Origin of the sequence: Pedobacter sp. KLB.chiD (assembly GCF_047040275.1) — a bacterium.
Lineage (GTDB): Bacteria > Bacteroidota > Bacteroidia > Sphingobacteriales > Sphingobacteriaceae > Pedobacter.
In genome coordinates this window covers 919,969-934,164 of record NZ_CP178207.1, presented here as the reverse complement: position 1 = coordinate 934,164, position 14,196 = coordinate 919,969, and the positions used below count along the sequence as shown (strand labels likewise).

Genomic DNA, 14,196 nt, shown 5'->3' with positions numbered 1-14,196 from the left:
CACAAACGATCTTTTAGATAAATGATTCACGTCAACTTTAGTAAAAAGAGTTTGTATAATACCAAACCCTTTTAACCAATTAGCAGAATTAAATACCTGGATAGCTTCTTACTGCGGATAGTATCCTACTTAAATTTAAGGTTTAGCGAGACAATATTGGAAACCAGACTTGTTGACCGGGAATAATGACCGTACCTCAATTCTAACATATTGAGTCTTTGCCATCCGAAAACACCTTTGGGTGGAGCAAAACGGATACCTGCACCGTAAAAGTTGCTAGTTAGTGTAGAAAGGTCATAATCACTGGTAAAATACTGTGCTGAAGGAGCATGTTGGCCGTAAGTTGCAAAATATCTGGTACCCAACTGGTTGTTATAGCGATAGAAAGGACTGATGGAAAAGAAAGAATTGATCTTAACCGGTATCTCAAGTTCGGCTGTGTGGGCCCTGATGCCCCAGTTGTCCATGTAATAGCGGTAGAAAGTGCGGATTATAAAATGATCATCCAGAAAATAGTTCATCCGTAAACCAATGGGAAGTTTATAACGCTTATCGGGCAAGGTTTCTGCACGCAGTGAACCATCCGTAAAGTAATCACGCTGGTATTTGGTTGCCAGCAAACCCTTCTGATAAGACGGCTCCAAAATCAGGGATGCCTGGAACTTTTGGCTGATAACCTGAGATAGCGAGAAAGATGCACTAAATGAATTTCTGGGTGCAGTATCATATTGTTCGTGTCCCTTGCCTGTATTTTCTGTCCGCAATTCTATGGGCAGAATCACCGTCCACTGATCTAAAAATGCCTGAAGCTTAAAATCAAACTGGGTATTTTTATCTTTTGACAGGCGGGTTAAATTAAAGGCTGCCCCCATCGACTGATAATCAAACTCTGTAGAATAAGATCCGGTAAAACCAAACGAATTACCGGTCTCTTCATTGGAATGTGTCCAGTTCAATGATGGATAAATACGGGTATCTGCCGAAGAAGCGGAAGAAATAGTATTTGGATCAATTTTATCCGAAGAAGCAGAAGTATAATGATCAATACCAAGCTCAAAAAGAAAAGTATTTTTTTTGCCTCTTTTATTAAACTTAGACATTTGAAGATCAATGGTATTCGCAAAATCACTCAGTTTCTCGGTACCGATACCACCGGTTACTGCAGAATTATTACCATTTTGATGATAATAAGCCGACACCAGATTAATTTCATCAATTTTAAGCTTTCTCGACTGGTAGTTGCTGCTATCTATTTTTGCTGGTTCCGGTCTGGTTTGTGCATAAGTGCTTAATATACCAAAATACATAAAAAGCACGTGGAGATATATTTTTCTCATTTCCGATCATTAATTAATTACAGCCGCAGCCACCGCCACTTTTACCACCGTTAGCACCCGAAGCACCTTCCCGGTAAAGCTGGAAACTCTGTTCAAACTTCTGGACTTTTCGGGCCGAAAGGGTCATATCGCCATCGTTAATCTTATTTTTTTGATAAGGCTTCACACTACTGCAGGCACTAAGCATGCAGCTTAGTGAAATTGCAGTTACCATTGAAAGGAAAATTGTGCTGGAAATTTTCATCTATATACTATTTGTTTTATTGACGATAATTTATGTTTTTTTTATGGGATCAATGAACTCGCAAGCTCGGTTTAAAGGTGATGAAACGATCATGATTTTAAATATTCATTCCCCTGCAGTTTTGGTAAAATCATGATGGTTTCATCATGATATCACATTAATATTGTTTGTGGTAAATACCCTATCATAGTCATCAATGACGATACAGGCTACTTGTTTAATCTGGTTGATCAGTTCGAGTCCAACTTTTACCCCCATTATCACAACGGGAGTAGCCAGGGCGTCGGCCAATTCAGCACTCGGACAGATGATGCTCACACTCTTTACGCCGCTTACCGGAAGTCCGGTTTTGGGGTCGATTGTGTGCGAATAACGTTTCCCGTTTATGGTAACATATTTTTCATAGTTACCCGAAGTGGCAATGGCCATATTGCTGATATTTAGTGCAGAAAACGGCCTGTTTGTTTGTTCCGGATCGGCAATACCAACTGTCCATGATTGGCCACCTATTTGCGTACCCCATGTAATCAAATCGCCGGCTGCATTCACAATTCCACTTTTAATGCCCCATTGTTGCAGCATTAATTTAGCCCTATCGGCTGCATAGCCTTTTCCAATCCCACCAAAGCCGATCCTCATACCTTTATTTTTGAGCAGAACAGTTGACTGTTTTTTGTCAATGATTACATTTCGATAATCAATCAGTCCAACAGATTTAAGCGCAGTTTCCTCATCAGGAAGGCTGGTCATTCCCTGATCAAAATTCCACAATCTTTTATCTATAGAACCATAGGTAATGTCAAAAGCGCCGTCGGTAATTTCCGATATCCTAATGGAGCGTTCGATCAGATTGATTACTTCTTCATCAACCTTTACCGGGCTTAAACCCGCATTTGCATTGATCAGACTCGTTTGACTGAGGTCGCTGAATGTAGTAAGCAGCTGTTCTATCCGCTTTACTTCTTTTATGGCTGCATCTATTGCCGCATTCCCTTCCTGTTCATGCGTAGCAATCACCGTAAACTCAAAGCGGTTTCCCATGAGTTTCAGTATCCGGTTTACATAAACAGGTTTAGCCATCTCATTTAAATTATTTTTTCAGCTTATCCAATTCGGATACAAAAGCCTCAGGACTTTCGTTAGGAAATCCATCCCAGGTTTTAAGCACCTTTCCATCTTCATTAACGAGAAGTGTGTACGGAAACTTACCATCCTTATTATAAACTTCTGCTAATGCTTCGTTAAGCTTAACCTGCTCTTTTGTTAGCTGGTTTTTCTTCTGCCGGGGAAAATCTGCCCTTACCAAAATCAGGTTCTTCGCGGCATATTGTTCAAAGCTTTCTGACTCGAGGATTTCTTTGCGCAGCCGAATACACGGACCGCACCAGTCTGAGCCTGAAAAATTGATCAGCAGCTGCTTATGTGTAGCTTTAGCCTGTTTTTGTGCTTCTGTAAAGTTTTCCATCCATACCGAAGGAAGAGTAAAAAACCCCAATAGGGCAACCAAAAGTAGTTTCATTATTCTTTTAAGTTAAGTCAGCAATACGGGAAGATGATCCAAACATCCGGTTATAAATAATCTTTTATAACTGATCAATATAGCTCGAAAATCTTTTAAAAATTGTGCCTGTAAAAATTTCTGATTTAAATATACTACCAACTTTCCATTCTGCACCATAACAAAATCAGAAGGTTGATCTTTTAACAAAACTATTCACCAAGTCTGAAGACATTCTGAAGTTTTAAAAGAAAATTTGTTAAACAAATGTTAATCATGACACCTTAAAAACACCTTTTTAGAAGACCTCTTAAGTGATGCATCTTGCAATGAGAAATGCCGCACCAGCGGCAATAAGTCCAATAGCCGTAACCTTTACAGCTCCTTTTAGAGGTGGCTGACCGGTTAGCTTACTTTTGAAGTAGCCAAATATGAATAAACAGATGGTGGTCAGCACAGCAGATAGTATCAGTCCATTTTTTGGCATTGAAGTAAAAAAATATGCCGAAAGGGGTATCATGCCGCCAACACAATAAGAAAAGCCTATAGTTATTGCACTGTTACGGGCCCTGTTCACATCTGGCTTTTCCAGCCCGAGTTCAAATTTCATCATAAAATCCACCCAATGTTTTTTATTTTGGCTTAACTGATCAACAATAAGACCTTGCGTCTCGCTATCAAGCCCATACTCCGCAAAAATCGACTTTACCTCCTCTTTTTCCAGTTCAGGTACATTTTCCACCTCCAGACATTCCCTTCTCCATTCGCTTTCATAATGCTCCTGCTCTGTTTTCCCTGCCAGATACCCGCCCAGTCCCATGGCAATACAACCTGCAATAATCTCGGCAATACCGGCAGTAATAATGATCGAATTGCTGCTTACTGCGGCACTTAAACCTGCGGCAAGTGCAAAGGGTACAGTAAGCCCGTCACTCATCCCGATAACGATGTCGGAAATAAATGCGGAACTTTTCAGATGCTCTTCTTTATGGAACTTTCTCATTTTTTCAAGAAATAATGTCTGTCATCGTGCGATGTTGCTCAACCCCCGTTAATCATATCTGAAACAATCCCTTTACCATTCTTTCGTTCGGCCAGAAAAAGGCCAGCCAAATGAAGAAAGATAAAGCCAAGGATCAGGTACATGCAAAAGCCATGGAATTCCTTTATGCTGTGATTAATATTTCCGGGAATGCCGGTATAATCTTCGAAGGCCAGTAATAAGCCTGTAACCACCATGATCAACAACAAAATATAAAAAACCAAATAAAGCCCTTTTACCAGGCATTCGTGTTTTGCTGCCTCACGCTCTTTTTTTAAGATAAAATAAGCGAGGTAAGCTTTTTTAATTTTTGGAGCAATCCTCTGGGCAGCAGGCAGAAAAAATTCAGCAATCAACCTGAATAAAAAAAGCACAGCAAGGGCGTAGCCAAAGTAAATGTGGATGCCCCAGACCTGATCCTCAAACCCATGGGTTACCGCTCCTGCCTGCTTATCACTTACAGGTACGCCGGCATTTATCAGTGCTGCCTTAACAAAATTACGTTGCGCATGATCAAAAAGCGTGGCGTTGATAAATACCGTGAACAGGGAGCCGAAAAGGACTATAAAATTTACCCAATGCCAGAAGCGCAGGGTAGCGGGGTATTTCTTTCCGGTATTAATCTCTCCGATTTCCTGTTTAAGAGGTTCGATAACAGCCATGTTAACTAATGTTTAAATGTTATAATGAAAGTGTGCAAGTCGTGATGATAAGTATAATTTAACAGGTAATGCTGGCGGTTACAGATCTGCTTTAGTATGGCAAGCCCTAAGCCCGTACCTTCAGAAGCATTGTCTTTATAAAAACGATCAAATATTTTTTCCGCATCCAGCGCCGGATGATGGCCGGTATTGGCAAATATCATTTTCTCCGAATCCAAACGGATTTCAATCTTTCCGCCATCATAATTATGCCGGATCACATTACTAAATAAATTGTTGATTAATATCTCCAGAAGCTGATGGTTCGCATAAATGCTTACATCGGTCAACACAAATTCAACATGTATATTCCGGGCATTGATAAGTTCCTGAAAATAAAGATATTTCTCTTCAATAAGCAACTTCAGGTTTATTTTTTCTTTATCCTGCAGCAAATTATTGTCAATTTTTACCAAAAGCAGCAAAGATTGATTAAGCTTTGTTAAACGAGAGGTTGCCTTGTACAATTCAACAAGCGTTTCTCCGTCCTCTTTCCCCAAAACATTTGACTGGAGCATATTATCAAGTTTTGAATTGATCACCGCAAGGGGCGTCATCATCTCATGTGATGCATTTTCAGTAAACAGCCTGATCTCGTTATAGTCGGATTTTACTTTACCAGAAAGCTCCACCAACACTTTATTCAGTTGCCTGAATTCGGAAACAGGCATTTCTACCGGTTGGTAGGGCACTTCATGATTAATATTAAATGCCGTAATATTTTTTAGCAGCTGTTCGAAAGGCGTCCAGATTTTCTTAAGCAAAATCCGGTTCACCAGCAGCACCAAGGCAAAAAGCAGCATAACCGGGATGAGAATAATCAGGCAGATGTTCTGTATCTGTTCCTGGCGCTCAGCTTTTGAGGCGATCACCAGAATCTGATAGGGTTGCCCTAAAAGTTCAAGTTCTGTTTTCAGGTATCTTGCCGTTTCGGTACGGTGCTTTACCGGGTTATAAAAAATGGTATCGGCATAGCTGCTGGAAGGATTGGCTTTTTTTATTTTTTTGTATTGAACAATCAGGTCTTCAAATTCATGCGGCTGGTAAAAATTTCCTTCTGAAGCATATTCTTTTACTTCCATAATCTCTTCTACCAGATCATGATCGATCTGCTGATCGAGATAATAGCCCAGCAACCGATAAAAAAGAGAACCGATCAGCAGCAGCCCTAAAAGACTAATAATCATCAATATGATATTATACCTGGTAAACAACTTCATATTTCCATAAATTTATATCCAACTCCATATACGGATTGAAAATAATCGCCACTACCGGCATCAGTTAATTTTTTTCTGATGTTTTTGATATGGGTATAAATGAAATCAAAACTATCGGCCATATCCGAATCATCGCCCCAGATATGCTCTACCGCTGCAGATTTAGAAATTACTTTTCCTTTATTGGCAACAAAATAAAGCAGGAGATCAAACTCTTTTTTGGTCAGGTAAACCAACTTACCTTTCACCAGAACCTCTTTCGCATCTAAATCAATGCGGATTTCTTTGAACTCGATATGGCGTTCTCCGTTTGCACTTTTACGCCGCACAACAGCAAGTATCCGGGCATTGAGTTCGGAAAGATGAAAAGGCTTGGTCAGGTAATCATCTGCACCTAAACGCAATCCTTCTATTTTTTGATCAATCGAATTTCTTGCTGAGATGATGATTACCCCTTCTGTTCTGTTCAGTCTTTTTAAATAGTTTAATAATTGAAGTCCCTCCGCGTCGGGAAGCCCCAGATCAAGCAGGATGCAATCATAATCGTATGCTCCCAAGCGTTCAAGTGCCTGTGCATAAGTTGAAGCCATACTGCATTGATTGCCTTCCGACATCAGGTATTGCGCAATACTTTGTTGCAAAACCGGCTCGTCTTCAATAATTAGAATCTTCATGATAAGCAAATATGGTATAAGATACTGAAGACATGTTGAAGTTTTGCATAAAAAAACAGTTGACTTAAATAATCTTGTGCATTACGCATCTTAAAACAAAATATATCAAGTACTGAACATAGTTAAGCTTGATAACGTAGCATTACTTTCAATAGCCTAAACAAAAATGGGGCGATTTTAAAAAGTCTGTATGCATAGATGGTCCGTATTTAGTTCTAAAAAGTTGCCAATTGTCATTTCTGCTGCTTTACAAATTCTATTGCGCGTTTAAGCACGGGATCATCGTCATGTATAACATCTTTCAGCGTATCATGCACCTCAATATCGATCGGGATCCCCTTTCTTTGTGTCTCTGCTCCATTTGGAAAATAAATCCCCAATCCAGAGAAGTTGATCTTATAATTTCCGGGCAGTATGGTGCGGGTAACATTTCCATCTGCTCCAGCCGTTTGGTTTCCGATAACGGTTACATCAGGTGCGGTCATCAATGTCATACAAGCCCATTCAGCAGCACTCTGGGTTCTGTAGTCTACCAATAAAATAATTTTACCCTGATAAGGTTTTGGATTATTTTTCCCCACCCTTGATACATCAGTATCATCGTTGGCAACTTTATATTTAAATATACCCGGAAAAGTAAAATCCGGATAGGTATTTCGGGCATAGATTTGCGGTTGACTTAAAAAATAATCGGGTAAGTAATAAGTACCATACCCGTTTGTCGGATAATTGCGCATATCAAAAATAATCGACCTCGTATTGCGTAAAGCATTCATTGCGCTGTCTAAATTTTTTCCATTAATATTACTAAAGTAAATGTAGCCAATATTTCCTTCCATCACTTTAGCAGTTACCAAACTTGTCATTTTCATAAAATCCGTATACTCCTTAAGAAAGTTTCTTTCCACCTGTTTAATGGTTGCCACCACCTTTATTCCATCTGGATTTTGAAACGCATACAGGGCTTGTGGAACATGGCTGTTCAAAATAAAGGATAACATCGTTTTAAGTTTGCCCCCATAGTTTGATGCTGGTACAAAATCTAAATTCGCTTTGATCCTGCTTTTAACAGATGTCTGATCAATGGAAGAAATTACACTGCCAACCCGGATACCTGAACCTTTACATAATAAGCTATCTACGATTTTGGTAACTACCGCCTTTCCATCTATCAGCGTAAAATTAAATGGCGGAGAATATTTTCCGGTAAATGATGTAAAAACGGAAGGCCATAAACCTCCGTGTGAATAGTTGATGGAGGCTGACATTTTTGCCAGTGCTTTGTGATAAGAAAGTGTATCGGTGGCATTTATCATTACGGGGATCATCTCTTCTAACACAGAACCCCATGACTTTCCAATGGCATATTTGTAAGGGTAGTAATAATTAATTACATTCCAAAACCTGAACAACGAAAGCAAACGATAGTTCGCATCCGGATATAACATTTCCTTATACGGTTTTTCGTTTGGTGTAAATACCGTACTATCATTATCCGGATTGGCCCGGGCATAAAAATTTGGCCCTCCATAAGGATGTTTTGTATTAAAAATCAATAACTGCTTTTGTTGGGGAGACAGGATTCTACTCTGCCTGATCCAGGAATGATCATAATTTTTAAGCGATATAGGAAGCATGTTTTGGGCGATGCGTTCAGGAGCAGTATTTTGTCCGGCGATCTTAAACAACTGGCCTAGCTCCGCCTTTACCTGACCACTTTTTTTCGAAACCAAAATATTTTGAATAGCGCTGATCAGAACACTATCCCAGTTGTGCCTACCAACGGCAATCTCCGGATGATAATATTTGAGGTGTCCCCAGGTTTTCGCCAATGCAGCCAGTTGAGCCGTTTTATATCTATTTTGAGCAAGCGTTGATTTTATGGCAAAAGTTGCCAATATCAATAGGATATAATATTTTTTCATGCCCAAAGATGGCAGACCATATTTGACGGGAAAAATAAGTTAGTTGAGCTCAGCTTTTTTCCCGATGAACTTTAATCAGGTAATTTCACCGAGAAAAAAGTAGGTTTCATCTAAAAACCTGAGTTCCTAATGATTAATCTGCTTACATTCAGCCATGCGATTTTCATTCTCAACACTAACCTATAAGCAAAAAGGCCTGCTTGCGGAAATAATCTATCTTGTATTTATTGGCATCGTCAGTCCTTTTGCGGTTGGTCTTCAAATTTTCAATCACCTATCATTTACCTTAAGCCTGGTATTGCTCAATATCTTAGAATTGCCCGTTATCGTTCTCTTTTATAGAGCCTATCTTCCCTACACTATCGGTAAAGGAAAATATATTCTGGCCTCCACACTATTTCCTGTATATCTGCTGCTATATGAACTGAACTCCAGGCTAAGCTGTATCATCCTTATCCATCTTCCTTTCATCCCTGAAAAATACAGGAGCAATCTGATATCAGCACATCCGGAAGACTTTACCAGAGGCTACTTCAACCAATCATTGGGTTACACCTGTCTGGTACTATTGGCGGCAACCTCACTTTATGTAGTTAAACTGCTCTTCAAAAACCAGGAAAATTTAATCCATGTAGAAACAGAAAAACTCAAATTAGAACTTAACCAGTTAAAATTACAGATCCAGCCTCATTTTTTCTTCAATACGCTTAACAATATGTATGCGTTAAGTGTTCAAAAATCGCCTGAAACGCCAACGATGATTAAAAACCTTTCCTCCATTATGAGGTATGTACTTTATGAAAGCAACCAGGACAAAGTTACTTTAGAAAAAGAGGTAGATTTCATCAACAGTTATATTCAGTTAGAAAGTTTTAGGCACACCCCATCAGATTTGATTGAATTTTCCACCCAGGGGAATTTTTCGCACGTGATGATCGAGCCACTGCTGTTCATGCCGCTAATTGAAAATACATTTAAACATGTACTGCATCAAAATATACCAGATAAATGGATTAAAATCGTATTGTCTGTTGATGAGCAGGAACTCATCTTCCAAACCTCAAATGTGCTGCCTCCTTTAATTAATACGGTTAATGAATCAGGAGGCATAGGAATGGAGAATGTAAGAAAACGGCTAAACCTGCTTTACCCTAACCGGCACGAACTGACCATTTTTGAAGAGGATAATAGCTTTACGGTAACTTTAGCGATAAATTTGGCATGATAAACTGTATAATAGTTGACGACGAACCTTTGGCCAGGCAACTGATTGCTTCCTATATCAACGAGCTGCCTGAATTACATCTTGCAGGCAGTTATGAATCTGCTGCTGATGCTTTTACAACTCTACACAATCAGCTGATAGATGTAATGTTCCTTGATATCGAAATGCCGGGAATCAATGGAATCAACTTTGTAAAATCATTGAAGAGACATCCTAAAATCATATTTATTTCGGCACATACCACATTTGCCGTCGATGCTTTCGAGATAGATGCGACCGATTACCTGGTAAAACCGGTTACATTTGATCGTTTCCTGAAAGCGGTAGATAAAATTATAAAACCAACTGGTATAAAACCTATTGAAGAATTCCCTAAAGAAACCGCCAGCATTTTTTTAAAGGTAGACCGCCGTTTAGTAAAAGTGGATTTTTCGGTTGTCCTTTACATTGAGGGCATGGGCGATTATTTAAAAGTACACCTCATGGAAAAGACCTATGTTACTTACCTGACGATGGCAAAAATAGAATCCCTGTTACCACCCTCCAAATTCGCCAGAATACACCGGTCAACCATCATCAATATTGATCGGATTCAATACATTGAAGGTAACGTGGTCGTGGTAAATGGCGTAGCACTTACCATCGGGCTCACCTACCGCGAAACTTTTTTAAAAAGAATCAATTGATTTACATTAACTATTGAGGTGAGAAATTAATCTCTATCTCCCCTATCAATAGCAGAAACACCTTAGCCCTTTTCAGAAAGGTAAAACGAAGATTCCGCATAAAACCGGATAGTAATCATCAATTTCCCTAAGTTCCCCTTAAGCATGTTTATGTGTGCAACATTCACAACTTATACCTGTCTTATATACAAATCCATTACAATAATATGAAAAGAACAATTTTCGGCCAGTTGGCAGCCCTGGCCATTCTATCGCTGATTTGTATTCCAACCGTTTTTGCACAGAAAAATAAAACTTTATCTTCAACAAAATCATATTTCCCTCAGGAAAGCACAAAAGTGTTATTTGTGGGGTCTTTTCATTTCCATTATCCCGGATTAGATGCACATATAACCGCAAACGATGATAAAGTGGATGTCCTTTCACCATCCAGGCAAAAAGAACTTACTGAACTGGTAAACTATATCAAAAAATTCAGACCTACAAAAATTGCCATTGAGGCTTTGCCTGAATGGAAAGCGACACAGAAATTAAAAGCATACAAAAAAGGAGCCTACAACACGGAACGTGATGAACGCTATCAGCTTGGTATGCGGATTGCAACTGAACTGAAGCTCGATACCATTTATTCGATTGATGATCATTCAATGGTTTCTGCATTGAGCAAAATCGATCCGGAGTATTTTAAAGCTTTGTTTAAAGATTACGATTATAAAAGTGAAGACCCTTACTCCAAAATGTATGAGCGTTGGTATAAAGCTGAAGACAGTTTACGCGCTAAAACATCCCTGTTAGCCTACTTTAAATATACAAACTCGAAGCGCTATCACCAGCTCGGGCATGGTGCCTACCTGGTTGGCGATTTCAAGCTGGATCATAAAAGAGGTGCTGATGCCCTTGCCATAAACTGGTACAGCCGGAACCTGCGGATTTTTAGAAACCTTCAGGAGATCACCGAAAGTCCGAAAGACCGGATTCTGATCATATTCGGGAACGGTCATGGCGCTATCCTCCGACAATTACTGGAGAGTTCGCCGGAATATGAGTTCGTCGAATTCGACAGCCTGAAATAAGGCTAATGAATTAACTTCTGAAAAGCCAGGGTTTATACAGGCAAACAAAAGGCTGTACCGATACTGAAGCCAAGCAACAACATAATGGCAAAAAATATGGCGGGCAACTTCCCAAATGAATCTAAACTCTCCATAAAAAATAACAAACGTAATGGTTTGTGAAAATCAGCTGAAAAATTAAGCCAGCTTTGCTAAGGTCATGCCAAGAATGGCGCTGACGACCAGACAAATAAAAAATACATGTAAAATAATTGAAAGTAGCCTCTTAAAAGTTTCCATGCCGAAGAAACGAAATCCGAAGCATTTGGTTTTCGAAAATTTTAAAAAAATGTATCCTTCAATTCCATTCGTCTACTTTCGGGTAAAGTTATTGCTAAAATGCTTGTTATCCTCTCCACAATACTGTATTCATCTAGCCAATGCAACGTATATCCAGCCTAAACCTCGGCTTAACTCACAATGTATTTCGAAGAAATCAACAATAGTAATGTCCGGTCTGACTTTGCTTCTTCAAAGTTTTCTTTCAGTAGTTTATTGATATGGGGATTATGGAGCCTGATTGCCGCCATCTGTAAAATCTGAAAAGAAGCCATTTCTACACTTTCGATGTTCTGGAGATAGAAGATAATCGAAAGGTCCTGAAGTTCTGCTTCTCCTTTTTGTTCTTCAATGGCTTCAAAGGCATCATCAATTAAGCCGGAGAGGCCATGAATACTACCTTTCGAAGGATCACAATCCAGCAGGGTATAAATCAGCTGCAAGCGGGCAATCTGCTTCTCCACATTTCCAACGGTATCAAAAATGGCTTTGCGAAGATCTCTGAAACGGGCCTCTTCGGCCAGCAGCGGTAACTTATGGGTTAAATGTATTTTAGCGGTATAAATACGGTCGAGATGCTTGATGAAAAACAGCTTTAACCTTTCAGAACCAAGGTTGATCCTTTCCCAGGCATTTGGCGGATTGGTTTGTTCGGACATAGGATTTTAAAATTGCCCTAAGTTAGCAGTTTCTTTACTTTATCCATCAGATAATCGATATTAAAAGGTTTTGCAATAAAATCATCTGCACCACAGCGCCGGGCCAGTGCATTTAAATCAGATTCTGCCGATACCAACAAAACCGGTGTATTGAAAAGGTGCTTATTAGCCTTGATTTCTGTACAGATATCAACCCCGCTTTTTGCATAACCGATAATGTTTACATCAAGCAATACCAGATCGGGTGCTGCCGCAATAATTTCTGCTAAGGGAATTCCGGATTGATAAGTAATTGTCTGAATCTGCTCCTGGTTCAGAATCGTCTCAAAAAGCCATAAAAGTTCCTTATCATCATCAATAACCAGTACTTTTTTATCCATATACCCAGATTAAAATATTTTAATTTACAGCAGCGCTGTAACATCAATTCCATAAATGTTATAGAACATTTTTTTAAACCGGCTGGTGGAGGAAAAACCTGCCATTCTACCTAAAGCAGCCGGGCTGTGTTCTTTTCCTTTCGAGATCATCTCCCACACCATGTGCATTTGTACCATGGTAATGAGTTTTTTCGGCGTCATCGAAACAATCCTATCGATATAGCGGTAAACCTGGCGTTCGCTCATGGCCATTTCCGCACTTAAAAACTTTAAATTCAGGTTTGCCGTACCTGCATGTTTACGCACAAGCATTTCAAATTTTTCCATCCACTTCTGGTCGGCAACGGCTAAGGTCTCGTTAAGTCCCAACCACCTGAAGTCAGGCACTTCACTATGTATTTCCGGATTGATAAGGGCAATTTCCTGCGAAAACCTGGCCTTTTGCTCTTCTCCCAAACGGTTGAGAATGGAAATAATATGACTTTGTTCTTCTTCTTTTTTCTTGCCGGTGATATCTTTTGCAATGGAAAAAAAAACCTGATCGCGCTCTATAAAAACAGATGACCAGGAAAGCCATACCGTTTTACCATCTTTGGTCAGCAAGCGGTTATCATACTCGGCGAAATGTTCGCTATTTACCTGCGCAGTTCTCACATGAGAAGCCACTTCCCGATCATCGGGATGGATAAAATCATCGATAGGTGAATTAAACAGCTCTTCATCCGAGTAACCCAATAAATTTTGAACCGCAGGATTAATTTTCTTCAGAAATCCGTCTTCACCCACAATGCACAGCAGATTTGGGTATTGTTCAAAATAATATTCGAGGTCAGCCTGGTTATTAACGTATTTATCTTTCATTTTACATGTTTCTCCATGATAAACAGGCATGTTCCCCGTTCATACCTTATGCATTTGCAACACATAGTTATAGCTATTGTTTCACAAATCCATGAGATATAAAATTTTGTCAGTTTTTGGTTTAATATGGCAGTTTTATAACCAGCATTTAACCTAAATTATCGTAACAATAAGGGTTAATTGTGGTATTTAAGCTACATTTCTACAGTGATTTGTTGCAATATGGGCAATCCATGCCCCACCCGAACTGCATAAAGATCAGCCTAAAATGCTGATGATCATTTTTGCATTAATTTCTTGGTGAGTTTAGATTTTATTTCTAAATTGCCAATGCGAAATGATAATAAACAGAA

At 39.3% G+C, this 14,196-nt stretch carries 15 protein-coding genes; 3 read left to right on the top strand and 12 right to left on the bottom strand.

Going from position 1 to position 14,196, the window contains the following annotated elements; genetic code table 11:
* Positions 1 to 125: 125 nt before the first annotated feature.
* The 9 genes from ACK1I8_RS04070 to ACK1I8_RS04030 all read right to left on the bottom strand — a co-directional run bounded on the left by ACK1I8_RS04070 (position 126) and on the right by ACK1I8_RS04030 (position 8,641).
* Positions 126 to 1,337, bottom strand: a complete 1,212-nt coding sequence (locus tag ACK1I8_RS04070; RefSeq protein ID WP_412468066.1) for a DUF3570 domain-containing protein — start codon at positions 1,335 to 1,337, stop codon at positions 126 to 128.
* Positions 1,338 to 1,350: 13 nt separating this feature from the next.
* The gene (locus ACK1I8_RS04065) at positions 1,351 to 1,581 is read right to left on the bottom strand and encodes a DUF4266 domain-containing protein (RefSeq protein WP_412468065.1); all 231 of its coding nucleotides are present in this window, start codon (positions 1,579 to 1,581) and stop codon (positions 1,351 to 1,353) included.
* Between the two features lie 144 nt (positions 1,582 to 1,725).
* Positions 1,726 to 2,661, bottom strand: coding sequence for an FAD:protein FMN transferase (locus ACK1I8_RS04060; RefSeq protein ID WP_412468064.1), 936 nt, complete (start codon positions 2,659 to 2,661; stop codon positions 1,726 to 1,728).
* A gap of 10 nt (positions 2,662 to 2,671) precedes the next feature.
* A complete protein-coding gene (locus tag ACK1I8_RS04055; protein ID WP_412468063.1) occupies positions 2,672 to 3,100 on the bottom strand; it encodes a thioredoxin family protein in 429 nt (142 codons plus the stop codon).
* A gap of 289 nt (positions 3,101 to 3,389) precedes the next feature.
* A complete protein-coding gene (locus ACK1I8_RS04050; protein ID WP_412468062.1) occupies positions 3,390 to 4,082 on the bottom strand; it encodes a VIT1/CCC1 transporter family protein in 693 nt (230 codons plus the stop codon).
* Between the two features lie 38 nt (positions 4,083 to 4,120).
* The gene (locus ACK1I8_RS04045) at positions 4,121 to 4,783 is read right to left on the bottom strand and encodes a cytochrome b/b6 domain-containing protein (protein ID WP_412468061.1); all 663 of its coding nucleotides are present in this window, start codon (positions 4,781 to 4,783) and stop codon (positions 4,121 to 4,123) included.
* A 5-nt stretch (positions 4,784 to 4,788) separates the two neighbouring features.
* Positions 4,789 to 6,042: a sensor histidine kinase gene (locus ACK1I8_RS04040; protein WP_412468060.1), complete on the bottom strand. Its 1,254-nt coding sequence runs from the start codon at positions 6,040 to 6,042 to the stop codon at positions 4,789 to 4,791.
* Positions 6,039 to 6,716 carry a response regulator transcription factor gene (locus ACK1I8_RS04035; protein WP_412468059.1) on the bottom strand — a complete coding sequence of 226 codons (678 nt, stop codon included), beginning with the start codon at positions 6,714 to 6,716 and terminating at the stop codon, positions 6,039 to 6,041. Before ACK1I8_RS04035 ends, ACK1I8_RS04040 begins: the two co-directional genes overlap by 4 nt.
* Positions 6,717 to 6,949: 233 nt before the next feature.
* Positions 6,950 to 8,641, bottom strand: coding sequence for a S41 family peptidase (locus ACK1I8_RS04030; protein ID WP_412468058.1), 1,692 nt, complete (start codon positions 8,639 to 8,641; stop codon positions 6,950 to 6,952).
* Positions 8,642 to 8,795: 154 nt separating this feature from the next.
* On the opposite strand from ACK1I8_RS04030, the gene ACK1I8_RS04025 reads away from it, so the two are divergent.
* From ACK1I8_RS04025 to ACK1I8_RS04015, 3 genes are all read left to right on the top strand, one after another.
* Positions 8,796 to 9,866, top strand: a complete 1,071-nt coding sequence (locus tag ACK1I8_RS04025) for a sensor histidine kinase (RefSeq protein ID WP_412468057.1) — start codon at positions 8,796 to 8,798, stop codon at positions 9,864 to 9,866.
* Complete coding sequence (locus ACK1I8_RS04020) at positions 9,863 to 10,552, top strand: LytR/AlgR family response regulator transcription factor (RefSeq protein WP_412468056.1); 690 nt, start codon at positions 9,863 to 9,865, stop codon at positions 10,550 to 10,552. The genes ACK1I8_RS04025 and ACK1I8_RS04020 overlap by 4 nt, the downstream gene beginning before the upstream one ends.
* Before the next feature lie 206 nt (positions 10,553 to 10,758).
* Positions 10,759 to 11,625 (top strand): DUF5694 domain-containing protein, encoded by an 867-nt coding sequence (locus tag ACK1I8_RS04015; RefSeq protein ID WP_412468055.1) that lies wholly within the window; start codon positions 10,759 to 10,761, stop codon positions 11,623 to 11,625.
* A gap of 449 nt (positions 11,626 to 12,074) precedes the next feature.
* Here ACK1I8_RS04015 and ACK1I8_RS04010 read toward each other — a convergent pair whose 3' ends face one another.
* Genes ACK1I8_RS04010 through ACK1I8_RS04000 form a run of 3 tightly spaced genes read right to left on the bottom strand, consistent with a single transcriptional unit; the run spans position 12,075 to position 13,843 of the window.
* Positions 12,075 to 12,602: a DUF892 family protein gene (locus ACK1I8_RS04010; RefSeq protein WP_412468054.1), complete on the bottom strand. Its 528-nt coding sequence runs from the start codon at positions 12,600 to 12,602 to the stop codon at positions 12,075 to 12,077.
* Between the two features lie 17 nt (positions 12,603 to 12,619).
* Positions 12,620 to 12,982 (bottom strand): two-component system response regulator, encoded by a 363-nt coding sequence (locus ACK1I8_RS04005; RefSeq protein WP_412468053.1) that lies wholly within the window; start codon positions 12,980 to 12,982, stop codon positions 12,620 to 12,622.
* A gap of 24 nt (positions 12,983 to 13,006) precedes the next feature.
* Positions 13,007 to 13,843 (bottom strand): PAS domain S-box protein, encoded by an 837-nt coding sequence (locus ACK1I8_RS04000; RefSeq protein WP_412468052.1) that lies wholly within the window; start codon positions 13,841 to 13,843, stop codon positions 13,007 to 13,009.
* Positions 13,844 to 14,196 lie beyond the last annotated feature (353 nt).

Excerpts from the sequence above, each read along its gene's own strand:
- ACK1I8_RS04070 (WP_412468066.1), bottom strand. The coding sequence starts at position 1,337 with ATGAGAAAAATATATCTCCACGTGCTTTTTATGTATTTTGGTATATTA.
- ACK1I8_RS04065 (WP_412468065.1), bottom strand. The coding sequence starts at position 1,581 with ATGAAAATTTCCAGCACAATTTTCCTTTCAATGGTAACTGCAATTTCA.
- ACK1I8_RS04060 (WP_412468064.1), bottom strand. The coding sequence starts at position 2,661 with ATGGCTAAACCTGTTTATGTAAACCGGATACTGAAACTCATGGGAAAC.
- ACK1I8_RS04055 (WP_412468063.1), bottom strand. The coding sequence starts at position 3,100 with ATGAAACTACTTTTGGTTGCCCTATTGGGGTTTTTTACTCTTCCTTCG.
- ACK1I8_RS04050 (WP_412468062.1), bottom strand. The coding sequence starts at position 4,082 with ATGAGAAAGTTCCATAAAGAAGAGCATCTGAAAAGTTCCGCATTTATT.
- ACK1I8_RS04045 (WP_412468061.1), bottom strand. The coding sequence starts at position 4,783 with ATGGCTGTTATCGAACCTCTTAAACAGGAAATCGGAGAGATTAATACC.
- ACK1I8_RS04040 (WP_412468060.1), bottom strand. The coding sequence starts at position 6,042 with ATGAAGTTGTTTACCAGGTATAATATCATATTGATGATTATTAGTCTT.
- ACK1I8_RS04035 (WP_412468059.1), bottom strand. The coding sequence starts at position 6,716 with ATGAAGATTCTAATTATTGAAGACGAGCCGGTTTTGCAACAAAGTATT.
- ACK1I8_RS04030 (WP_412468058.1), bottom strand. The coding sequence starts at position 8,641 with ATGAAAAAATATTATATCCTATTGATATTGGCAACTTTTGCCATAAAA.
- ACK1I8_RS04025 (WP_412468057.1), top strand. The coding sequence starts at position 8,796 with ATGCGATTTTCATTCTCAACACTAACCTATAAGCAAAAAGGCCTGCTT.
- ACK1I8_RS04020 (WP_412468056.1), top strand. The coding sequence starts at position 9,863 with ATGATAAACTGTATAATAGTTGACGACGAACCTTTGGCCAGGCAACTG.
- ACK1I8_RS04015 (WP_412468055.1), top strand. The coding sequence starts at position 10,759 with ATGAAAAGAACAATTTTCGGCCAGTTGGCAGCCCTGGCCATTCTATCG.
- ACK1I8_RS04010 (WP_412468054.1), bottom strand. The coding sequence starts at position 12,602 with ATGTCCGAACAAACCAATCCGCCAAATGCCTGGGAAAGGATCAACCTT.
- ACK1I8_RS04005 (WP_412468053.1), bottom strand. The coding sequence starts at position 12,982 with ATGGATAAAAAAGTACTGGTTATTGATGATGATAAGGAACTTTTATGG.
- ACK1I8_RS04000 (WP_412468052.1), bottom strand. The coding sequence starts at position 13,843 with ATGAAAGATAAATACGTTAATAACCAGGCTGACCTCGAATATTATTTT.